General features: G+C 41.3%; 20 protein-coding genes and 1 pseudogene. 1 reads left to right on the top strand and 20 read right to left on the bottom strand.

Translation table 11 applies throughout. The features are described from left to right. The 19 genes and pseudogenes from G475_RS25315 to G475_RS0115700 form a co-directional block, all read right to left on the bottom strand. Positions 1 to 191, bottom strand: a 191-nt coding sequence (locus G475_RS25315; protein ID WP_233275794.1) for a helix-turn-helix domain-containing protein, incomplete at its 3' end; no start/stop codon positions are given. A gap of 223 nt (positions 192 to 414) precedes the next feature. Next, positions 415 to 2,004, bottom strand: coding sequence for a protein kinase domain-containing protein (locus G475_RS0115600; protein WP_026702078.1), 1,590 nt, complete (start codon positions 2,002 to 2,004; stop codon positions 415 to 417). Between the two features lie 1,182 nt (positions 2,005 to 3,186). Next, a complete protein-coding gene (locus G475_RS0115610) occupies positions 3,187 to 4,725 on the bottom strand; it encodes a flagellar hook-associated protein 2 (RefSeq protein WP_026702079.1) in 1,539 nt (512 codons plus the stop codon). A gap of 154 nt (positions 4,726 to 4,879) precedes the next feature. Then, the gene (locus G475_RS0115615; RefSeq protein ID WP_026702080.1) at positions 4,880 to 5,248 is read right to left on the bottom strand and encodes a flagellar protein FlaG; all 369 of its coding nucleotides are present in this window, start codon (positions 5,246 to 5,248) and stop codon (positions 4,880 to 4,882) included. A 397-nt stretch (positions 5,249 to 5,645) separates the two neighbouring features. Further along, complete coding sequence (locus tag G475_RS0115625) at positions 5,646 to 5,825, bottom strand: YjfB family protein (protein WP_026702081.1); 180 nt, start codon at positions 5,823 to 5,825, stop codon at positions 5,646 to 5,648. Positions 5,826 to 5,911: 86 nt separating this feature from the next. Then, the gene (locus G475_RS0115630) at positions 5,912 to 6,670 is read right to left on the bottom strand and encodes an IclR family transcriptional regulator (RefSeq protein ID WP_026702082.1); all 759 of its coding nucleotides are present in this window, start codon (positions 6,668 to 6,670) and stop codon (positions 5,912 to 5,914) included. A 99-nt stretch (positions 6,671 to 6,769) separates the two neighbouring features. Further along, a complete protein-coding gene (locus G475_RS0115635; RefSeq protein ID WP_026702083.1) occupies positions 6,770 to 8,281 on the bottom strand; it encodes a tripartite tricarboxylate transporter permease in 1,512 nt (503 codons plus the stop codon). A 14-nt stretch (positions 8,282 to 8,295) separates the two neighbouring features. After that, positions 8,296 to 8,757, bottom strand: coding sequence for a tripartite tricarboxylate transporter TctB family protein (locus G475_RS0115640; RefSeq protein WP_026702084.1), 462 nt, complete (start codon positions 8,755 to 8,757; stop codon positions 8,296 to 8,298). Positions 8,758 to 8,822: 65 nt separating this feature from the next. Continuing rightward, complete coding sequence (locus G475_RS0115645) at positions 8,823 to 9,905, bottom strand: tripartite tricarboxylate transporter substrate binding protein (protein WP_026702085.1); 1,083 nt, start codon at positions 9,903 to 9,905, stop codon at positions 8,823 to 8,825. A 46-nt stretch (positions 9,906 to 9,951) separates the two neighbouring features. Beyond that, entirely contained in the window at positions 9,952 to 11,100 is a 1,149-nt protein-coding gene (gene dgoD / locus G475_RS0115650) for a galactonate dehydratase (protein ID WP_026702086.1), read from the bottom strand. Positions 11,101 to 11,184: 84 nt separating this feature from the next. Further along, positions 11,185 to 12,363 carry a mandelate racemase/muconate lactonizing enzyme family protein gene (locus G475_RS25320; protein ID WP_035711472.1) on the bottom strand — a complete coding sequence of 393 codons (1,179 nt, stop codon included), beginning with the start codon at positions 12,361 to 12,363 and terminating at the stop codon, positions 11,185 to 11,187. A 13-nt stretch (positions 12,364 to 12,376) separates the two neighbouring features. Continuing rightward, entirely contained in the window at positions 12,377 to 13,300 is a 924-nt protein-coding gene (locus tag G475_RS0115660) for a dihydrodipicolinate synthase family protein (protein ID WP_026702087.1), read from the bottom strand. 408 nt (positions 13,301 to 13,708) lie between these two features. Next, positions 13,709 to 13,909, bottom strand: coding sequence for a YjfB family protein (locus G475_RS0115665; protein ID WP_026702088.1), 201 nt, complete (start codon positions 13,907 to 13,909; stop codon positions 13,709 to 13,711). A 60-nt stretch (positions 13,910 to 13,969) separates the two neighbouring features. Then, on the bottom strand, positions 13,970 to 14,386 hold the full coding sequence (locus tag G475_RS0115670) for a type II toxin-antitoxin system VapC family toxin (protein ID WP_026702089.1): 417 nt from the start codon (positions 14,384 to 14,386) through the stop codon (positions 13,970 to 13,972). Next, a complete protein-coding gene (locus G475_RS0115675; RefSeq protein WP_026702090.1) occupies positions 14,376 to 14,627 on the bottom strand; it encodes a ribbon-helix-helix protein, CopG family in 252 nt (83 codons plus the stop codon). The genes G475_RS0115670 and G475_RS0115675 overlap by 11 nt, the downstream gene beginning before the upstream one ends. 221 nt (positions 14,628 to 14,848) lie before the next feature. Then, a complete protein-coding gene (locus tag G475_RS27310; protein ID WP_156911743.1) occupies positions 14,849 to 15,025 on the bottom strand; it encodes a hypothetical protein in 177 nt (58 codons plus the stop codon). 128 nt (positions 15,026 to 15,153) lie between these two features. Further along, a complete protein-coding gene (locus G475_RS0115690) occupies positions 15,154 to 16,413 on the bottom strand; it encodes a flagellin N-terminal helical domain-containing protein (RefSeq protein ID WP_026702091.1) in 1,260 nt (419 codons plus the stop codon). A gap of 194 nt (positions 16,414 to 16,607) precedes the next feature. Then, a pseudogene (locus tag G475_RS26885) lies at positions 16,608 to 16,829 on the bottom strand (carbon storage regulator). 319 nt (positions 16,830 to 17,148) lie between these two features. Continuing rightward, positions 17,149 to 18,417: a flagellin N-terminal helical domain-containing protein gene (locus tag G475_RS0115700; protein ID WP_026702092.1), complete on the bottom strand. Its 1,269-nt coding sequence runs from the start codon at positions 18,415 to 18,417 to the stop codon at positions 17,149 to 17,151. Positions 18,418 to 18,785: 368 nt separating this feature from the next. Here G475_RS0115700 and G475_RS0115710 point away from each other — a divergent pair, with 368 nt between their 5' ends. After that, the gene (locus G475_RS0115710; RefSeq protein WP_026702094.1) at positions 18,786 to 19,274 is read left to right on the top strand and encodes a competence protein ComK; all 489 of its coding nucleotides are present in this window, start codon (positions 18,786 to 18,788) and stop codon (positions 19,272 to 19,274) included. Between the two features lie 251 nt (positions 19,275 to 19,525). Here G475_RS0115710 and G475_RS0115715 read toward each other — a convergent pair whose 3' ends face one another. After that, positions 19,526 to 20,227: a response regulator transcription factor gene (locus G475_RS0115715; RefSeq protein ID WP_026702095.1), complete on the bottom strand. Its 702-nt coding sequence runs from the start codon at positions 20,225 to 20,227 to the stop codon at positions 19,526 to 19,528. Between the last annotated feature and the right edge of the window lie 11 nt (positions 20,228 to 20,238).

Consider the following 20,238-nt stretch of genomic DNA (forward strand, 5'->3'; position numbering starts at 1 on the left):
AAAATATAGTCCTTATAGGAATCCAATTTCCTTGTCCTGGTCTTCAACGTTTCAACCCAATCCAAGGCTTCATCCCAATCCATTTCTAAATAGTTATAAACCGTGTTTCTTGATACACCGCACTTGCGGGCGATGGCTGCAATGCTGAAACCCTCTTCTTTCAAGTCACGAATACGCATATGATCTTTCATTTTATTCACCTTTCGTTTCCTCCAGACCAGCAATTATTGTTCCTAGTATAGCTGGTCCAAGAGAGATTCGTAACGAAAAAGTGTTCAATCTTATCAAGCAAAAAGTGTTAACTCTAATCTAGCAGTTACAAGAGTATGAAAGTGCCTGACCGCCACCACGTTAACACTCCAAAGCATTGGGGGATCAGGCGCCAGCAAAAGCAAGAGAACAATACTTAAATAGTTAATTTTCAGAATCACTTTCTAATTCATTTTTCAACTCTTCTTCTGTCATAAGCCTAAGTTTTTTTAACTTTTTAAATAAATTCTCTTTGAAAGGATCCCTATTAGCAATGTCCCAAAAATAATCTCCTAAGATGTTATGGTTATAGATATACTGTAATAGCTCCATATATTCTCTAAACTCTTCTGGCTTGAACTTAGAATGTCTACCATCATATGTGTTGCTAATAGCATTATATATGGAACCTTTTGGTACTATTAAAAATGAACCACCGAACCATCTAGTAACATTGAAATGTGCTATCTCGTCATCTTCATAATAATGTTCATAACCTCCATTTTCATTAACAATCAAATCTTCTGAAACAACTCTATCAATACACCTGTAATTTTGGCTTCTAAGCCATTTTTCTAATTCTTCAACTGCATCCGGGTAAATAGGGTTTATTTCATCGAACTCTAAACGAAAATAACTAAATTCAGGATCTTCGTTTGGTAGTTCCCATATTAATCTTTTCACTTTAAATACATGCGTCATATTCAAGCCAAAGCTAAGCATAACCATGTCGTTCTCTTCTTCGAATAATTTTATATCTTGTAAATCCATTCCGCCCCCTTCGTGAATAAATGTATGGTTAAAGTTTAAAATAGATAATTGTTTAAGAATTTCTACTACTTGAATTTTGTCTCTCCAAATAACTGTACTTGGATTGTTCTGTTGTACAAAGATTTGTTCATAAAATCTCCATAGGCTTTTACTTGATGCTCGCTCATTTTGAGCTATACTTTCCCACTCTAGTAATCTATATAAAAATTCATATATTGTTGGCCTTTTTTCAGGGTTTTCAGCTGTTGAATCTGCTAACAGTTTGTACAATTCAACAAAATGTTGTTTAGGATACTTTTTTTGCAACTTACCATTCTCTATATGATTAAATTGTCCATCAAATGCATAGTCTTCACCAGTAAGTGTGATCCAAAGTGTTTTTGCAAATGAATAAACATCTGCTGGTCTAGGATCAGTTACTAATAGCGGCGTTCGCATTTCAGGAGCCATTGTTTTCCGATTCCCTAAAGCTTCTTTTGCTCTAGTTAAATCTTCTTTATCTGGGAAATCTATTAAGCCAAAGTCTCCAAAACAATATTTACCCTGGTAATATAATATATTTTCAGGCTTAATATCACGATGAGAGATATTTTTCTTATGGAGTTCACTTAATGTAAGACCCAAATCTTTAAAAATTTCTATTAGCTCATAAATTTTATTACAGTCCTTCGCCTTTTCTTTTAGAGGAATTGCCTTAGGCATAACAAAAAAATATTTTCCAGTTTCATCACAAGGCAATTCATAATTTAACACTGGAACGATACCTTGCTGGCCATTTTTATATAACTCATGTACTTTTATTGCCTCAGTTCTAAATCTCTCTAATTTTGATTTAGTAAAATCTCCAAGATCTTTTCCAGGAACTTCTTTAACTTTTGAAACTTTAACCGCAACTTCCTGAGAGGAACTGTCTTCCATGAGATAAACCCAACCATTTCCTCCTTCTCCGAGTTGTTTTATTATTCGATAATTCGAATAGCTCATTAATCAGCCTCCATAACCTAATACTTTTCACAAATATATACTAACACTAAATCATAGTCCCAGTGTCAGGACTAAATGAATACTCTAAAGTATTGGGGGGAGCACCTTTTTTATTACACAAAAAAGTGCCCGCCTCTACTACGTAGCAAGGACTAGGCACCTCTTATGTTAGATATTATTTTTTCTCAAGCCACGTGACACATTCAACATGGGTTGATTGGTGATTGCAGAATAAAGATGTATTAGTATTTACCTTTTTCATCTTTGATTTCTAATGATACGGTTCACGTGATTGTTTAAGAGGTAAAAAAACAGACAGAAGAATTACTTTCCTGTCTGTTTTTAGGTATGCTCCTTAGTCCTTAAGTTTCATATGTTCAACAAGAATAGGCAAGTACACGATAGAATAAAATGCCTAAACAAGCTCATTTTAAGCTGTTAGGCATTTTTAAAAGTTTGGAAGTATATCACCTTTTATTAAATTTCACCATTTACTTATCCATTATTCCTTTTATGCTTTCCACCACATTCTCTAAATCCAAAAACTCAATTTCTACCTTTACTCCATCCTTACTATGAAAGACAGGAGATTTTTCAATTAAGTCCCCTAACAGTTCATCAGTGACTCATTATTTAGTAAACAATTAATTTTCCACTTCTCTGCTGCTTTATATATAGCCTTTCTGTCATTTAATTCATCTTCATAAAATATTGCCATGTTGACCACCTTTATATTTTGCTTCTCTATAAGCATACTTCAAACATACTTCGACAAATTGTTGCTAAAATCCTCCAAAATGGGATGGAGATTGAAAATAATGTACTAAACTTCAAAATTTTATTGATCTTATAACCACATCGTCTTCTGTTGAATACCTTCAATCTTGAATTACCAAAAATACAATACTTATTTCTCTAGAATAAAATATCCTTTGAAAATTACATAGACGGTTCGGGACTAAAGCTTCCTTTCTACATAAAAATCACTGCTTTGGAACAATACGAAGGAAATATCCAACTCGCAACGCTTTGTAGCTAGAGAATAACCGAGATTAAAAAGGGCAAAAAAAAGGCTCCTCAATAATTTCTTCAACTATTGAGAAGCCTTACTTCGTATCACATGTTAGCATTTTGTTAGCAAAATCATTCAAAACCCTTATATACCAATGGTTTGAGCGGTCATCACATCATGCCGCCCATACCACCACCGCCGAGCTGCTGCTGGATCTGCTGGGCCTGGGCGTTCGCGTCCGCAATCGCCTGTTCCATCCGTGTAAATTGGTCCCAGTAGCGCTCTTCCGTTTTCTGCAGCCGCTGCTCAAAGTTGGACATGCGGTCGGCAAGGTCGTTCATTTCCCGGCCGATGGTAAAGGAATCAGGATTGGGAACCGTCGGGCCTCCGGCTCGTTCCGAAATCCGGTCCATCGTATTATCGAGGGAATCGCGGACGCGGCGGGCCAGTCCTTTTTCTTCATAGGTTTCTCCATCGGCGGCAAACATATCAAAAACAGCATCTGAATCGGCTTGAATGGCTTGTTCCAGTTTGGTTTCATCCACTTCCAGCTTGCCGCGGTCCATGTAATTGCTGGTTGTGGTAATGCCAATTTCAGAAAGTTGATCAAAGGCGGAGCCGCTTCCTGTATCCACCGGCGTATACATATCCCGGCGCATCGAACTCAGGCCACTGGAGAGAATATCGTCTCGGCGCAGGTATCCGCTTTGCGAACGTTCCTCCCAGCGTTCAATTTCCGTTTCGCTCATTTCGTCGCGCTGCTCATCCGTCAGCGGGGCATAATCCCGGTAGTACTCCTCCGATAGCTTTTCATCTGTATTTTCAATCATGGCATTGTAATCTTCGACAAACGACATAATCGTATCTTTAATGTTCTGGGTATCCGGGCTGACGTTTACATTCACGGTTTGGTCCGGAGCTGTGTTTTTCAGGGTGAATTCCACGCCATTTTCCGTAAATGTATTAGACCGGCGCTCCACTCCGGTGATGCCGTTCATATCAAACACAGCATTCTGGGCGCCGGAAACTTCCCCAGTTAAATTGAGGTCATTGGTCAGAAAGTCTCCATTAAACGAAATTTCACTTTCACCGTCCGGGCTAAAAACACCTGTTTCCGAACGGGTGACGGACAAATTGCCGGATCCTCTTTCGAAAAAAACATTTACCCCCGCATCCGATCTGTTAATGCCGTTCACTACATCATTTAAACTATCCTCACCGGTGAAGGTGAAATCCTGTTCCTGTGCTTCTCCGGCTTCGTTGTAGGTGGTGATCGTAAAAGAAATCTCCTCATCTTCTCCGTATCCAAATTGATCCGCCAGAGAAGCTTCCGGATCTGCCACTTCTCCATCTCCATTTTGTACAGGATCCACACTTGTTGTCGAAGCGGCCTTTGCCAACTGCTCAATATTAGAAATAGTGTAGTTGGTATTATCAGCGTCCGAGGTTGCATTTGCTTCGACAATACTCTCATTTGAGCTGGACGCCTGTTTTGCGTTACCGTTGGCAGAACGCATAATACCATCGAAAATCGAGTCACTGAAGGTCCGGTATTCCCGATTCATTTCCCGGTAGTCTTCCATTTTATATTCCAGACGCTGGGACTCCTGCTCCATGCGGACCAGAGGCTGACGCTCCGCCCGCATCAAATCCTTGACCCACTGATCGATATTCATGCCCGACGCCATGCCGGTAATTCGATTATCCATAATTCCGTTCCTCCTAATAGAAAGTACATTTCTATTGCTCACTATATTTTATATCGGTGAAGAAAATGGAAACTTGAAGAAATACGTCATAAAATAGGAAAAAGGTAGGAAAAGGGGAAAGCAGATAAAAAAGAAATGCTTTCCCCGGGGCAGATCACACTTTTTCATCCACTAACAAACCAACCTGTTCCAGAATTGCAGCTTTCATATCAAGGAATTTCTCTGGAGGAATTTCCCGGATTACTTCGTCCGTATCCCGATTCAGTACCTGAACATATACACGATTCAGCTTATCGTGAACATTAAACTTCAGATTCGTGAACGTGGCTTCTAGCATTTTATTAATACCATCCGCCTGCCTCTCCAGCTCTTCCGGCTGAGGAGGCATCATACTTCCTTCCTCTGTTTCCTCTGTGTGTAAAGCTTCTGCTATGGTTTGGTTCGCAGCGGCCTGTCCCCCAGAAGTGCGACCTGCCGTCATGATATCAGACGTCTGGGAGGCGCCTGTCACATGGACACCCATAACCCTTCCTCCTCCCTTTATAGGTTCCTTTTTAATATCGGATATTTTCAGAAATCTTGTACTCCTTACCTGGGAAAACCGGAGAATACGGAGCAAGTCCCAGAAACTGAAGCCGCTAAGCGTGACATTTTTCCCTTTTCCACGTCATTGTAACGATGAACTTAGTCGAAATAATCACTTTCCAGATCACTCCTGCAAAAAGTAACGCTGAAACGGTTCTTAAGCGTTGCTTTTTTCTCTTCCCTCCCAAAAGTGATTGTTAATTCACACAATACCCGGAATCCTAAGCGTTTACGTTCAATAATCAACCTTTTTCATTCCACAGATTCTCCTGGCTCTGCAGGGGAAAAAGAGGTAAAATAAAAAAGCCTCCCCGGGTGGGAAGACTTATGTAAGGTTACAGGGACAGATCCACCGACGCCCCTTTGTAAGGATGAGCCGCCTGCTGCACCTGGGCCGGCCCGGACGTTTCCAGCATTTTATTGATAAATTCTCCCTGCTGTTCGCCGGTATCCATTGCTTTTTTCATCACAGACATACTGGCCTGCTGTTTCACCCTGACTCTGTGCATCGACATAGCGGGATATCTATATCTCTAAACTTTACCATCATTTAATTCTCTGTGATATCCCTATATTTTTGGTGGTATTTATTTTGATGAAGTTAGAATTGTACTAGATCCCTTGATAATCCATATGAAGTTTCCTTCACCTGGACAGCCAGATTCTCAACATCCTTTTCTGTAAAACGGAACGATGGACCGGATATACTGAAAGAATTTATGACCTGGCCGTTTTCACTGAAGATGGGGCCGGCAATACAATAGATTCCTTCTTTATTTTCCATCCTATCGATCGCATAGCCTTTATTTTTAATATTGTCTAATTCTTCTTCCAACGCCGGAATAGAACAAAGCGTATGGGGGGTTCTTTGCGGGAGCCCCGCTTCTGTATAGATTTTTTGCCGTTCTTCTGGAGACATATAAGCTAAAAATATTTTACCTGTTGCGGTGGAATGCAACATAAGACGTTTGCCTACTTTTGAAAGTAATCCAATCGTATGAGGGGTATCAATTTTATCAATATAAACGGCCTGTAAACCATCAAGTTGTACTAAATGGACCGTTTCTTTTGATTCCTCCCAGAGACGATTTAAATAAGGACGGGCTACCTCTTTAATTTCCAAACTATCCATAAGGGATGCCGTTACATGAAGGATCCGAAAGCCCAAGGTATATGTCTTCGTGGCGTCTTTACGAACCAGGTAGCCTGCTTCCACTAATGCATTTACAATACGGTGGGCCGTACTTTTCGTTAAACCTGATTTCGTTGCTAAATCAGTTATCCCCATTCCTTCTTTTCCACTATCACTTAATGTTTCAAGTATTTGCAAGGCTTTAAGCGAAGGATCCATTTTTTTCATAATATACCACCTGTTTTCATCAGCAGATTATTTCATCTTTTAAAAATTGGCTTCCCAAATCTATTAGAATGAAGGAGCTTTCATTTCCTGGTGAAATGACTATTTTAAAACATCCTCCTCTTCTCCTTCAATCGGCACTTTATTCGTGAAATATGGTTTTAGTAAAGGTAAAAGGAAAGAAAATACAGCAAGCAGAATAAAAATGGCAGCAATAGGTTTGGTCAGAAAAATCATCCAGTTTCCACCTGAAAGAAGTAATGCTTGTCTAAATGAGTTTTCTGCAATTGGACCTAACACAATACCAAGCAGCATAGGAGTGATTGGAAAACCTAACTTTGGCATAAAATATCCTATCAAACCAAATACCATCATTAGCTTTACATCAAACAGCGTATTATTTACACCATAAGCTCCAATGAAACATAGGGATAACAATATAGGGAGCAGCACATTTACTGGTACAGCTGTCACTTTGACAAATAACCGGATTGCCCATTGCCCCTGTATAAACAATACTATATTAACAAAAAGCAAGCCAATCATGATCGAGTATACAACCTCAGGATAATCCGTAAATAATTGTGGACCCGGGGTGAGGCCCTGCATCATTAATGCCCCTAACATTACGGCGGTTACGGTATCTCCTGGTATCCCCAATGTTAAAAGCGGGATTAAAGTAGCTCCAGTCACCCCATTATTTCCAGCTTCTGCAGCCGCAACCCCTTCAACCGAACCTTTCCCAAATGCTTTTTTGTTCTCAGCACTTCTGTGGGCCTCATTGTAACTTAAAAAGGAAGCGATCGCTGCCCCCGTCCCTGGGATTGACCCAACAAATGTGCCAATTCCACTTGATTTCAGGATAGTTTTTATATATTTTTTTGCCGTTGAAAACGGGAGTTTGGCATCTTCATATTTATTTTGTTCATCTCTTGGAAGGTGGGCTGTTTGTGCTCGTTTCATTATTTCCGATATAGCGAATAATCCAACTAAAGCTGGTATTAATGAAATACCGCCCATAAGATATTGATTGTTAAAAGAGACTCTTGGAATTCCATCAATCGGATCAATACCAATTGTAGAAACATAAAGCCCCAAAAAACCCATTATGACTCCTTTAATAATTGATTTTCCACTTACACTGGCAATCATAGTTAAGCCAAATAACGCTAAAGCGAAAAATTCAGCAGGACCAAAATTCAACGCAAACCTGGCTATTTGAGGGCCGATCATTAACAATATAAGAGCACTAAATATTCCAGCTGTCACGGAGGCAAATAGTGCCATACGTAAAGCGATTCCCGCTTTTCCCTGCTTTGCTAAATGATAGCCGTCCAATACTGTTGCCGCAGAAGCAGGGGTGCCGGGCGCACTAATAAGTATAGCTGAAATGGAACCGCCATAAATACCTCCGCAATAGACAGCAAGTAATAACAGCATACCTGTGGTTGGCGGAAGACCAAATGTCAGGGGCAGCATTAGGGCAACACCAACCGTAGCTGTTAATCCTGGTAATGAACCAAATATAATTCCAGTCGCTACTCCAAGAAATATAAAAAGAATGTTATCAAGTTGAAATATGCTTACAAAACTATTCATCAGCAAATCGGCCACTAGTTATCCCCCCTTTATGGCAGCCTGATGTACATAATATTTTCAAATACATATTGTATTAAAAAGATAACGATAATCAGCACTCCATATAAATACCATTTTCTAACAGACAAAATCCACATAATAAGAGACATCGATATTATTGTGGAATACAGGTATCCAATGAAATCAGCTAAATAAATATAACCCAGCATAATGACAAAAACTAATAGACCCACCCAAGGTTTCCCCTTTGGTTCTTGGTTTTCTTCTAGATCTTCCTCCTTTTGATTACTGTCTTTTGAGAATGATTTCATCACAAGCAGCATGCTTAGAAAAACGATGGAAACGGTAATAAACCTTGGGAAGAAATCGGGCCCTACGGTTGTTAATCCTCCATTAGATTCAATGCCATAAGGGATAATAATAAACCAGGAAAGAAGACCACTGAAAAACAAAGTTACCCCGACATATCTGTCTTTTATCTGCTCCTTCATTTTTCCCTCCCAATGGATCGATTTTAGTGGCAGGAAAGGGCACAATATAATTGCACCCTCGCCGATCATTCTTCTTCTAAATCAAGGCTGGAAAGAACGTCACCAGTTGCTTCATATTGCTCGTTAAGTGTAGGAATAATTTCCTCCGGCTTTATGTCAATGGGAGCTAAATTATTCTCCTCTAAAAACTCAGCATACTCAGGACTATTAACTGCTTCCGTAAAGATATCTCTTAACTCCGCTACAGCCTCATCAGGAGTGTCATTGGGTACCAGGAGCGCTTTCCAAACACTCATATTCAAGTCAAATCCTTTTTCTTTAAAGGTGGGGACATCTTCCAGTTCGTCAAATCTTTCTTCCGAAAAAATCCCCAATAATCTCATATCTCCGGATTCCACATGGGGCATCAATTCTGCGGGGTGAGCAGCGATGGAGTCGACATGACCTCCCAGCAAGCCGGTAACAGCTGGACCACCACCTTCAAATGGCACACTTTCTGCATTTATTCCTGCTTGAGAATAGAACGCTTCTTGGGTCACATGTGGAAACCCGCCAGCACCGGAGTGACCAAAATTAATGACTTTGCCTGTGTCTTTTTCTGCGATTAAATCGTCCAGGGTTTCCCAATCAGAATCCGCGCTCACAGCCAGAAGTACCGGCTCATACGTGAGTCCTACTATTCCAGTGAAATCATCATTTTCATATTGCACATCACGCATATGGGGCTGGGCAGTCATTGCCCCGGAAGCAGTAAAGGTAATTTCGTGACCATCCGGATTTTTATTTGCTCCCTCCATAATCCCAATGGTGCCGCCAGCCCCCTCTCTATTCACTATATTAATAGGAACATCAACGTTTGGCTCGACAATTTCAGCTAAAGCCCTTAATGTTAAATCACTGCTCCCCCCAGGTGCCCAAGGTAATGTAATCTCAAGGGGGCGGGTCGGAAAATCCACTTCCTCTTCTTGGTCTTCTTGTCCGGCGGCCTTGTTGTTTTCTCCATTTTCATTGCTTTCCCCTTGAGGTGGATCGTTATCTGCAGGGCCTTCCGCAGAGTCAGCGCCGCACCCCATTAACAGAACACTAAAAGCCAAACCTACTGCGAAAAACATAACAAACCGACTTTTTGAAAAATTTTTAAATTTCACCCGGATCCTCCTTTTTCATTTAGAAATCTGCTGTTTTCCTTAAAACTTACCTTTCTGCTACACTGCCATCTTCCAACCGCCAGAAGGGCGGCTTCCAATTGTGTCCTTCCTCTGCTGCCATGCGTACTTTTTCTTCATCAATGTCTATACCTAAACCTGAACCATTGGGAATCTCAACATAACCATTTTTATATTTAAATACGTCTGGATCTTTTACATAATCTAATAAATCCCCTCCCTTGTTGTAATGAATATCTAAGCTTTGTTCTTGAATAAATGCGTTGGGAGTGCACGCATCTAATTGTAAAGAAGCTGCTAAACAGATAGGACCAAGGGGACAGTGCGGAGCAACTGCCATGTCATATGCTTCTGCCATGGAAGCAATTTTGCGGGCTTCTAAGATACCGCCTGTATGGGATAAATCCGGTTGTATAATATCCACATATCCGTCTGCTAACACCTTCTTGAAGTCCCATCGTGTATACAAACGCTCTCCCGTAGCAATCGGGATCGTGGTGTGGGGTACAATGTCCCGCAAAGCTTCAATATTTTCAGGCAATACGGGTTCTTCTATAAACATTGGTTTAAACGGTTCCAATTCTTTAACCAAAACCTTGGCCATAGCTTTATGAACCCGTCCGTGAAAATCTAACCCAATTTTCAAATCAAATCCCAGCGCTTCTCTAATACTGGAGATACGTTCTACCGCCTGCTCCACCTTCGAATAAGAGTCTATATAATGAAGTTCATCTGTTGCATTCATTTTTATGGCTGTAAAACCCTCTTTAACTTTTTGCTTGGCCGCCTCAGTTACTCCACTAGGGCGGTCTCCCCCTATCCAACTGTATACTTCGACTTTATTTCTGCATGCTCCACCTAACAAATCATAGACGGGAGCGTTATAGAATTTTCCTTTAATATCCCATAGAGCCTGCTCTATTCCAGATAAAGCGCTGGTCAATACAGGTCCTCCACGATAAAACCCGCTTCGGTATAATACTTGAAAATGATCTTCAATTTTCATTGGATCCTTCCCTATCAAGTATTCACTTAACTCTTCAACAGCCGCCTTTACTGTATTTGGCCGGCCTTCAATAATAGGTTCCCCCCACCCGGAAATACCTTCGTCCGTTTCGATTTTTAAAAATAACCAACGTGGTTTTACTTTGAACAACTCTAGTTTTGTTATTTTCATCTTCATCATCCCCTATAGCTCTGTTCTCTTTATTAGGTATTTCATGTTTCCCGGGAAGAAGGCGCTTTCATTTTATTGGCTTGCTTATTCAAACCAATTCCCTTCCCCTGGTTTTACATGGGAATAAGCCACTTCCTCATTCAATTCAAGCCCGAGACCTGGTTTATTCGATAGAGTGATATAACCTTTATTAATAACCGGTCCATCCCCCTTCACTAAGAAACCAAACCAGGGTACATCATCAGCATGAAATTCAAGAACCAAGAAGTTTGGCACCACCGAACACACGTGGGCTGCAGCCACCGTAGCAATGGGGCCTCCCACATTATGTGGAGCAAAGGGGACATAATATGATTCCGCTGCTTCAGCAATTCTTTTTATTTCGCTGATGCCCCCGCTCCTGGGGAAATCCGGCTCAATGATATCCGCCGCCTGTTTTTCCAGCAAATCTCTGAAACCGTACCTCATGTATAAATTTTCGCCTGTACAAATGGGAGTACTTGTTGCGTCTGTGACCTTCTTCATCGCATCTACGTTTTCCGGCCGTACAGGATCTTCGAGCCACAGTAAATCGTATGGTTCCAACGATCTAGCCACACGAACAGCATCGGATGTATTATAATGCCAGTGGCAGTCAATGGCTATATCAATGGTCCGGCCAACCGCAGCTCTCACTGCTGAAACAATGTCTGAAATTGCATCGAATTGAGCTGGATAGAGCACGTGATTCATCGGGTCCTTTTCTGTTAAAGTAGGAATATCTATATCAAACTTAATCGCATCATATCCCCGCTCCACGGCATCTTCCGCGTGAGAGGCATAAGCTTCTGGTGTGTAAACGTCTTCTACGTTATTCTCATTTACTTTTGTACCATCTCCAGGCTTATAGCTTGCCCCTGCGTGTAGGTCCGCCAAAATTCTAATATGATCTCGTTGTTTCCCTCCTAATAATTGCCAAACAGGAAGATTACTATATTTACCTAATATATCCCATAGAGCAATTTCAACACCGCTTATGGCTGCAATAAAAGCTCCCTGCCAGGCTGTGCCTGCGACAATTCGATACATTTTTTCCCACAAGTAGTTTATGTGTAATGGATCCTCCCCCATTAAATGTGACTCTAACCTTTGGATGGATTCGTTCACCCCAAATCCCCAATGGGCTTCTCCTAATCCTATGATCCCCTCATCTGTTTCGACTTTAATCAGCACCCATTCAAAATTAGCCTGCAGAACAGCAGTCTTAATTCCCGTCACTTTCATAAGAGTCCCACCCTTAAATAAATTTTTGAGGAGTTCTATCTGCTCCTAAAAATCCTAATTTTTCCATGCTGTTTTCAAGTTCTTTGATTTCGTGGTCAGATAATTGACGTAATGGAGCACTTACTGTTCCATTAATTATTCCTCTTAACTCAAGGGCTTTTTTATGCCCCCCGGCAGGAAAAGATGCCAGCAACATCCTTTTTACTTCAGCACATACTTCCTGCCATTGGCGGGCCTCTTCCATGTTTCCTTCTTTATAGGCATTGTATAAAGCTACATAAGGCTCCGGCATAGCCGTAGATCCTGCAGAAACCGCCCCGCTCCCACCGACCGCCAGTGCCGGAAAAAATTGAGCGTCATTTCCCATAAGAGTAGAATGCGTGGATTCAGCCGCCTGAACTAATTCATAAAAATCAGCAAAGTTCATACTGCTTTCCTTCATCCCCATAATGTGATGGTATCGCCCAGCCAGTTTTGAAAATAAAGAAACGCTGATGGAATTTTTCGTATTGCTTGGAATGTTATAAAGATATATCGGACAATCAACAGTTTCCGCTACCGTTGAAAAAAATTTTTCTAAAGCGCTTTCATCCAAACCATAATAAAAAGGAGGAATAACTGCGATTCCATCAGCTTCTATTTCTACGGAATGCTGTGCCAATTTTAAGACATCCTGTTGACGGAGGGCTCCTACATTAAAAATGACAGGGACCCGCCCATTCACTTCGCTTATAACCAAATCCATCACTTTTTTTCGAGTGGCAAGATCAAATAATATCCCCTCCCCCGTTGATCCAAGAGGAAATAACCCATGAACCCCCTTGTCAATCAAAAAATTAATTAAACGTTTCATTCCCTGTGGATCAATCTCAGATCCGTTGGAATGCAAGGGTGTGACAATAGCAGATATAACTCCTTCCAAGTGTTTTATTTCCATTTTCCACTCCTTCCTTTTGTCCCAAATATAGAACAAAATTCTTTATTTGGTTTAACTATATCATGTTTATTTTTAAATCGCAATAATATTCTGTTAATTCGACAAATCTATTCATAAGATTTTCTTTTTCGATGGTAAGGAAAGGACCATAAGCAGTAAGAGAAATATGCTACATGGATTTACTGAGGAAACAAGACCGCCTAAGATGGATGTTACCAGAAACATAAAATTCTCGTGCTTCCCTTTTCATAATCCTGGAGATCCCTTCTTATCAGCTGAATTTCCAGAATAATAACCTGATCCCCCGTAGACACAACTGATGGAGGCGGAACAACGATCAACAAACTAATAAATCTAAAGATTCTGCCATATAAAAAAGCCTCCCCCGAAGGGAAGACTTATGTAAGGTTACAGGGACAGATCCACCGACGCCCCTTTGTAAGGATGAGCCGCCTGCTGCACTTGGGCCGGCCCGGACGTTTCCAGCATTTTATTAATAAATTCTCCCTGCTGTTCACCGGTATCCATTGCTTTTTTCATCACAGACATACTGGCCTGCTGTTTCACCTGGCCCTGACTCTGCGCCATCGACATTGCTGCGATATCCATATCTCCACCTCCATAGAAAGAATCCTGTTCTTTCTTAATATCGGCAAAATAAGGAAACATTTAATCTTTGATAGGGAAAAGAGAAAAACCCATAATCTCAAAATGGCGGTCAAAAGCAAAGATGTGCTCTATTTTTTTCTCCTTCATAATCGCTGCACTTTGAGCATCACAATAAGACAAACGGTGATCGCTGTATTTCTCTAAAAGCGTTATGGTTTCCTTTCGAATCACATCTGTTATTTCAACAATTTCAAAGTCGGAATGGTCGATCACTGTATTTATAAATCGCCAGGCTGATGGAAAACCAGATTTGGATCGAAGAAGCGTATACGTTTTATTCAAGACCGTTTCCGATAACAAATACTGATATTCCCCTAATGTTTCAGCTATTTGAACGGCTGTGTCGTGATATTGATCTTTTGGAAGATTTAATGCTATCAAAGCACTGGAGTCAACAAAACATGCTTTACTTTTCATTTTCTATAATCTCCATCAAATACTTATCATGTGCCTCGGCAAGGTCATGTTCAGCCGGAGAGGCCTCTTGTGCTGCTTGTTTGGCCATTTGAACCAACACATTGGGGGACTTCTTTTTTTTGTAACCATATTGCCGTATGGCTTCACGTACTACTTCTGCTTCCGACCGGTCTGTATCTTCCGCCATCTGTTGAAGCAACCTTTCCTCCAACGGCGATAAATGAAATTGCTTTCTTTTCATAACCTGGCACCTCCTACACACTTATTATACCATAAGTGTGTAGGAATGCAGCGGATTTATTTCTCTAGAAATAACAAAAAAGGTGAAAGGTATCTACTATTTACCATTGCGGAAACAAGGTGAACAGGAAAATCGCCTTTACTTTAAGAAATTCCTGGTTTTCGAAAGCCTGCATCACCTTATCCAAATGATTCCGGATTTTTGTATGTTCCGCTCTAATGTCAGCGGACACTACCACCTCTTCTAGAAGGGGCCTGAACTTCTTCTATTTTTGAAAAAACAAACACAGTATCCTGAAACATCGTCACAACAACTTTCTCATTTTCTTCTTCCAACAGCTTCTGTGTATAAGCAAGACCTTCTCTGATCGTGTCGGATATATCTAAGATGTGAAGCATCTTAGCCTAATTGTTCTGCTCTATCAACCCTTCCCTTATACAATCTATATTATATTGACATTGTATCGACTTAGGCACAGACAGACTTAAATAAAAAGAGACTCCAAAAACTGGAGCCTCGAAAGTAATTATTGAAGCAGCTGCAGAACGGACTGTGGCTGCTGGTTGGCCTGCGCAAGCATGGATTGAGAGGCCTGTGAAAGAATATTTGATTTTGTCATTTCCATCATCGCTTTAGCCATATCAACATCACGGACTCTAGATTCTGCAGCTGATAAGTTTTCTGAGGAAGTATCTAGGTTATTAAATGTATGTTCCAAGCGATTTTGAGTAGCACCCAGTTTTGAACGTTCAGCTGAGACAGTTTCGATGGCGTCGTTAATTTTGGTGATGGCTGCATCTGCCGCTTCTTGGGAAGAAATATCAGTCCCTCCGATTTCAACGCTATCTCCATCAGCTAAATCACTATATGAGTTACTTAGATCGATTACAGTATCTCCAGCACTATTAGTATACACTCCCGATCCATCGTCTTTTGCTATTGTGTTTCCATTAGAGTCCTTTAAAACAGCATTGGTCTTATCAATTTCATAAGTACCAGCTTCCAGACCATTATTATCTACTGTTGCATTACCAACAGAAGTACCGCCGGTATCTACGGTCACTTTTCCAGAAGTAACGGTATCTGTGAAAACTAATGTTTCACTATCATCCCCTGTGAATGTTAATGCATCCGTACTAGTAGCTGCTACATCTCCATCACTATTTATTAATTCATAGGTACCTTCTTCGTTCTCTTGAACTGTGTATTCACCATCAACAATACTTTCACTTCCACTACCAGCAGTATATGTGCCTTCTGCTTCAAATTGAGCATCTCCAGCCATTCCTAGACTAAAACCACGCATATCCTCAATGGAAAGACTTAAATTTTGTCCTTCATTAGCACCAATTTGAAACTTATTGTCCAAAGAACCATCAAGTAAATTTTGCGTATTAAACTCAGTAGTTTTACCAATTCTACTAATTTCTTCAGACAGCTGATCTACTTCTTTTTGAAGCTCAGCTCTGTCTTCTGGTGTATTTGTATCATTCGCAGATTGAACAGCTAATTCACGCATACGTTGAAGAATAGAGTGAGTTTCATTTAAAGCACCCTCTGCCGTTTGGATCATGGAGATCCCATCCTGGGCGTTACGGCTTGCCTGGTCCAGCCCACGGATCTGGCCACGCATTTTCTCGGAAATCGCCAGACCAGCAGCATCGTCTCCGGCCTTGTTAATACGAAGACCGGAGGATAATTTCTCCATTGAAGCCTGCATAGCATTCTGGTTGATCCCTAATTGACGGTATGTGTTCAGTGCTGGAATATTGTTGTTAATAATCATAATGTAACCTCCGTGTGTTTTTAATTTTGTAGAGACACGTCCTTATGTCTCCTTGTTCCTTTGACTCGAGTGACAGGTCGACGTTGTTTTCATCACCTCCCGGATAGAATAAAAAAGGATGAGACCAGGCCAAAGCTGATTCTGCATCCTTGCAAAACAACTTTGAACATCGGCTCATCCTTGAGCGGTTCGTTTTATGAAATTCCTTTATTTTTTGGTTCCAGATCTTTTTTGTCTTTAACAACGGTAACTTTCTTCGTCTGTTGTTCCTCATAGACCTCTCCGCGGACAATACCCATTTCCTTTGGGGCATCGATCGCCAGCCGCAAGTGGCCGTTCTAACTTTTCACCACTTCCACTTTAATCTTGTCATCAATCACAATGTACTCCCCCGACTTCCTGCCTAATACCAGCATCCTGCCTTCCTCCCTCAATATTCAATTGTAATATAATAACATCAACCGCTAAAAAAGGATCAGCAAATAAACAACCTATAGCACAGCTTTGTGATTCAGAAGTTTATCTGCTCATCCTTGAGCGGAGATGTATGATTGTGGAAAAAAGTTATTTCACCTATCCTTAGGCGTTATACCTACATCATTTCCTTTGTATATTTATTATCGGCAGAATTTTATACTTTTTAATAGTTTTCCAAAAAATTTATTTGCAAAATTCGAGGAGTGACAGGCACCAAAAAAAGACCCCAGCAAAGCTGGAGTCTTAATAGAAATAAGTTTATTGAAGCAGTTGAAGTACGGACTGTGGCTGCTGGTTAGCTTGTGCGAGCATAGATTGAGAAGCTTGTGCCAAGACATTAGCTCGAGTTTGCTCCATCATTTCTTGTGCCATATCAACATCACGAATACGAGATTCAGATGCTTGTAGGTTTTCAGAAGAAGTATCAAGGTTATTAATAGTATGCTCTAAACGATTTTGAGTAGCACCTAATTTTGAACGTTCAGCTGAGACAGTTTCAACCGCTTCATTAATTTGTGTAATAGCAGCATCTGCCGAAGCCTGTGAAGAAATATCAATTCCTCCAACCTCTACTTCATCACCATCAGCTAGGGCTGCTTCAAACGTTATTACAGTACCATCACCATTTTCAAATGTTGTACCACCATCTGTAGAAGTTGCAACTGTATCACCATTGCTATCAACAAGTGTTTCATCAGTTCCGTTGTATTCATAAGAGCCGGCTTCTAAACCGCTATTTTGAACAGTTCCTTCTGCTGTAACATCGCCAGCATCATCTACTTCAATAGTCCCACCAGTAACAAGTGCTTTAGATCCACTAAAGTCTATAGTGTCATCTCCATCTGCTGCAGTGTAAGTGGCTCCATCATCAGTACTAGTTGCAACAACTTCACCATTTGAATTAATCATGTCATAGTTACCATCACTGTTTTCTTGTACTGTATAAGAACCTTCACTTATATCTTCAGTAGTATCTCCACCGTCACTTACTGTAGAAGCAACTTCAATTGCAGCATCTCCTGCCATACCTAGATTAAATCCACGCATGTCATCAACAGATAAGCTTAAATTTTGTCCTTCATTAGCTCCAATTTGAAACTTATTATCCAGTGAACCATCAAGTAGGTTTTGTGTGTTAAACTCTGTATTGTTACCTATTCTACTAATTTCTTCGGACAATGCATCAACTTCTTTTTGAAGTTCTTCTCTATCAGCTGCTGTATTAGTATCGTTAGCTGACTGTACAGCTAGTTCACGCATACGTTGTAAAATAGAATGTGTTTCCTGCATCGCGCCTTCTGCTGTTTGAATCATAGAAATTCCATCTTGACCGTTACGACTGGCTTGATCGAGGCCGCGGATCTGGCCGCGCATTTTCTCGGAAATCGCAAGCCCTGCTGCGTCGTCACCGGCACGGTTGATGCGCTGTCCGGAAGAAAGTTTCTCCATGGAACTCTGCATTGCGTCACGATTTTGTCCTAGTTGGTTGTAAGTATTCAGCGCGGGAATGTTACTGTTAATAATCATTAAAAAATTCCTCCTTGAATGTGTGTTTTACGTTCCTCTTCCACGTCCTTGTGGCGGAAACGCTTCTTTCGGTCGGACAGGCTCCTGTCGGCCGCCAAGATGCCTGCCTCTCCCTTACATGAATAATATCGGCATGTGCTGGAAAGTTTTAAGGGGTTTTTTGATTTTCTGAAGAAAAGATTAGGGATTATTTGGGGCATTTGTTCTTTTATGAAGGAACATGTTTTGAAAAAGTATACATGTTTGCTAATAATTTGAAAATTTATTAGGAAAGTACTGGATATTTGTTCCTGGGTGTGGTTATATAATATACATAGAGACGGCACCATGGAGATACTTCTACATTTTATTAGGAGGGGTTTTGATTCATGGAAGGTTTCAAGGAAATCAGAAAAACGTATGATGTAGTTCAGAAGACGATGGGGTTGGTGTCCGTTTTTGACAAGGAAGCGAGAACGCTAGTGTATGAAACGAGAGGAACAATTGTTTTTACGGAAGAGAGGACAAGGGACATTATGGAACGGGCCTGCCTGCGGGGCGGCTCCTCGATGGACGGCCGGTTTACATATGTCGAGAAGATGCTTGGGATGAAACAGCGTAAACCGATTCCGGTCAATGAAGGATGGGGGATCTATGCGTTTCCTTTATTCGGCCAGAAGCGTCTGGATAACAGCTGGTTTTTTTATTCCCACATCAGCCATGCCCAGACTGATAAAACTGATGGCAGGACCTATCTCGTTTTTTATAATGGGCAGCGGGTACCGGTTGATGTTTCCCTCCACCAGATCCGGCAGCAGATTTTGAAAGTGAGCCGCTGCAAAACGATGTTTGAAGACAGAAACCACCGCGGGGAATAATGGGGAAAAGCGCAAGCGCCCTGGGGAGCCGCGACAGGTTCTGCGACGCACAGGAGGGGCTAGTGCCGCCGTTTTCCACAGGACGTGGGAGCTTGTAGGCGGCGATTCTTCTACTGCGCAGGGCAGCCTGCTGCCCGGAGTCGCACGGGAAGAAACCCCGAGCGGCTGGGCGCTGGAGCTGGATTTCAAAAACGCAAATTTTTATACCTTCCTATCTTCTATAAAAAATGAAGGCGCTCTGCCTTCATTTTTTATGAAATCTGAACCCAGCCTTCTTCGATCGCCCGTTTAATCGTATGGGTGCGGTCGTTGGCCTCCATTTTTCTCGTTAGATGACTGACGTGGTTATTGACGGTCGCCACCGCCAGAAAGCATTCTTCCGCGATCTTGCGGTTGCTTTTTCCTTCGAGGATTTTTTCAAAGATACGGACTTCTGCTTCCGACAATACGGCACGGGCCTTATTGGTGTCTAAATGTAAGTCCTGAATCGGTTCCCGATGGAACGCTTCGTGCATGGTCCGGTATCTCTCGACGAGGTGTGGTTGAAATAACGGGTCAATATAAATCAAAAACTGCATGGACCTTTGAAAGTGATCCTGCCACTGCAGGTCAGAGCGGTCGGATGCAAGAACGATCGATATTTCATTTTGGAGCAGTTCCTCCAGCAGCTCTGCTTTATCGGAGGGCAGATTGATGCCAAGCCGGAAATAGGTTTGTGCTGCCTGGAGCTGGTGGACTTGTTCATAGAGGGTTTGTTCATCACAGGAGGCGTGATAGATCGTGTCTTTTTTTAACCCGTTTTTTATAACATCCATTAAGGCGCAGGCCTGTTCTTCCACTACGACCTTTCCTATTTCTTCTCCTGCTTTTTTGACAAGGTTGGTTCCTGCTGCATCCAGAAATAATGTCGGCAATCTCGTTCCTTTATCTTTCTGGTAGAATGCGTTTGCCATTATGTATTCCC

The organism is Salibacterium aidingense DSM 18341 (assembly GCF_000429685.1).
In the GTDB taxonomy this organism is placed as follows: domain Bacteria; phylum Bacillota; class Bacilli; order Bacillales; family Marinococcaceae; genus Salibacterium; species Salibacterium aidingense.

Excerpts from the sequence above, each read along its gene's own strand:
- G475_RS27310 (WP_156911743.1), bottom strand. The coding sequence starts at position 15,025 with ATGCTTCACATCTTAGATATATCCGACACGATCAGAGAAGGTCTTGCT.
- G475_RS0115715 (WP_026702095.1), bottom strand. The coding sequence starts at position 20,227 with ATGGCAAACGCATTCTACCAGAAAGATAAAGGAACGAGATTGCCGACA.
- G475_RS0115600 (WP_026702078.1), bottom strand. The coding sequence starts at position 2,004 with ATGAGCTATTCGAATTATCGAATAATAAAACAACTCGGAGAAGGAGGA.
- G475_RS0115675 (WP_026702090.1), bottom strand. The coding sequence starts at position 14,627 with ATGAAAAGAAAGCAATTTCATTTATCGCCGTTGGAGGAAAGGTTGCTT.
- G475_RS0115710 (WP_026702094.1), top strand. The coding sequence starts at position 18,786 with ATGGAAGGTTTCAAGGAAATCAGAAAAACGTATGATGTAGTTCAGAAG.
- G475_RS25320 (WP_035711472.1), bottom strand. The coding sequence starts at position 12,363 with ATGAAAGTGACGGGAATTAAGACTGCTGTTCTGCAGGCTAATTTTGAA.
- G475_RS0115640 (WP_026702084.1), bottom strand. The coding sequence starts at position 8,757 with ATGAAGGAGCAGATAAAAGACAGATATGTCGGGGTAACTTTGTTTTTC.
- G475_RS0115615 (WP_026702080.1), bottom strand. The coding sequence starts at position 5,248 with ATGGGTGTCCATGTGACAGGCGCCTCCCAGACGTCTGATATCATGACG.
- G475_RS0115660 (WP_026702087.1), bottom strand. The coding sequence starts at position 13,300 with ATGGAAATAAAACACTTGGAAGGAGTTATATCTGCTATTGTCACACCC.
- G475_RS0115630 (WP_026702082.1), bottom strand. The coding sequence starts at position 6,670 with ATGAAAAAAATGGATCCTTCGCTTAAAGCCTTGCAAATACTTGAAACA.
- G475_RS0115670 (WP_026702089.1), bottom strand. The coding sequence starts at position 14,386 with ATGAAAAGTAAAGCATGTTTTGTTGACTCCAGTGCTTTGATAGCATTA.
- G475_RS0115700 (WP_026702092.1), bottom strand. The coding sequence starts at position 18,417 with ATGATTATTAACAGTAACATTCCCGCGCTGAATACTTACAACCAACTA.
- dgoD (WP_026702086.1), bottom strand. The coding sequence starts at position 11,100 with ATGAAAATAACAAAACTAGAGTTGTTCAAAGTAAAACCACGTTGGTTA.
- G475_RS0115610 (WP_026702079.1), bottom strand. The coding sequence starts at position 4,725 with ATGGATAATCGAATTACCGGCATGGCGTCGGGCATGAATATCGATCAG.
- G475_RS0115690 (WP_026702091.1), bottom strand. The coding sequence starts at position 16,413 with ATGATTATTAACAACAATATTCCAGCACTGAACACATACCGTCAATTA.
- G475_RS0115625 (WP_026702081.1), bottom strand. The coding sequence starts at position 5,825 with ATGTCGATGCACAGAGTCAGGGTGAAACAGCAGGCCAGTATGTCTGTG.
- G475_RS0115665 (WP_026702088.1), bottom strand. The coding sequence starts at position 13,909 with ATGGATATCGCAGCAATGTCGATGGCGCAGAGTCAGGGCCAGGTGAAA.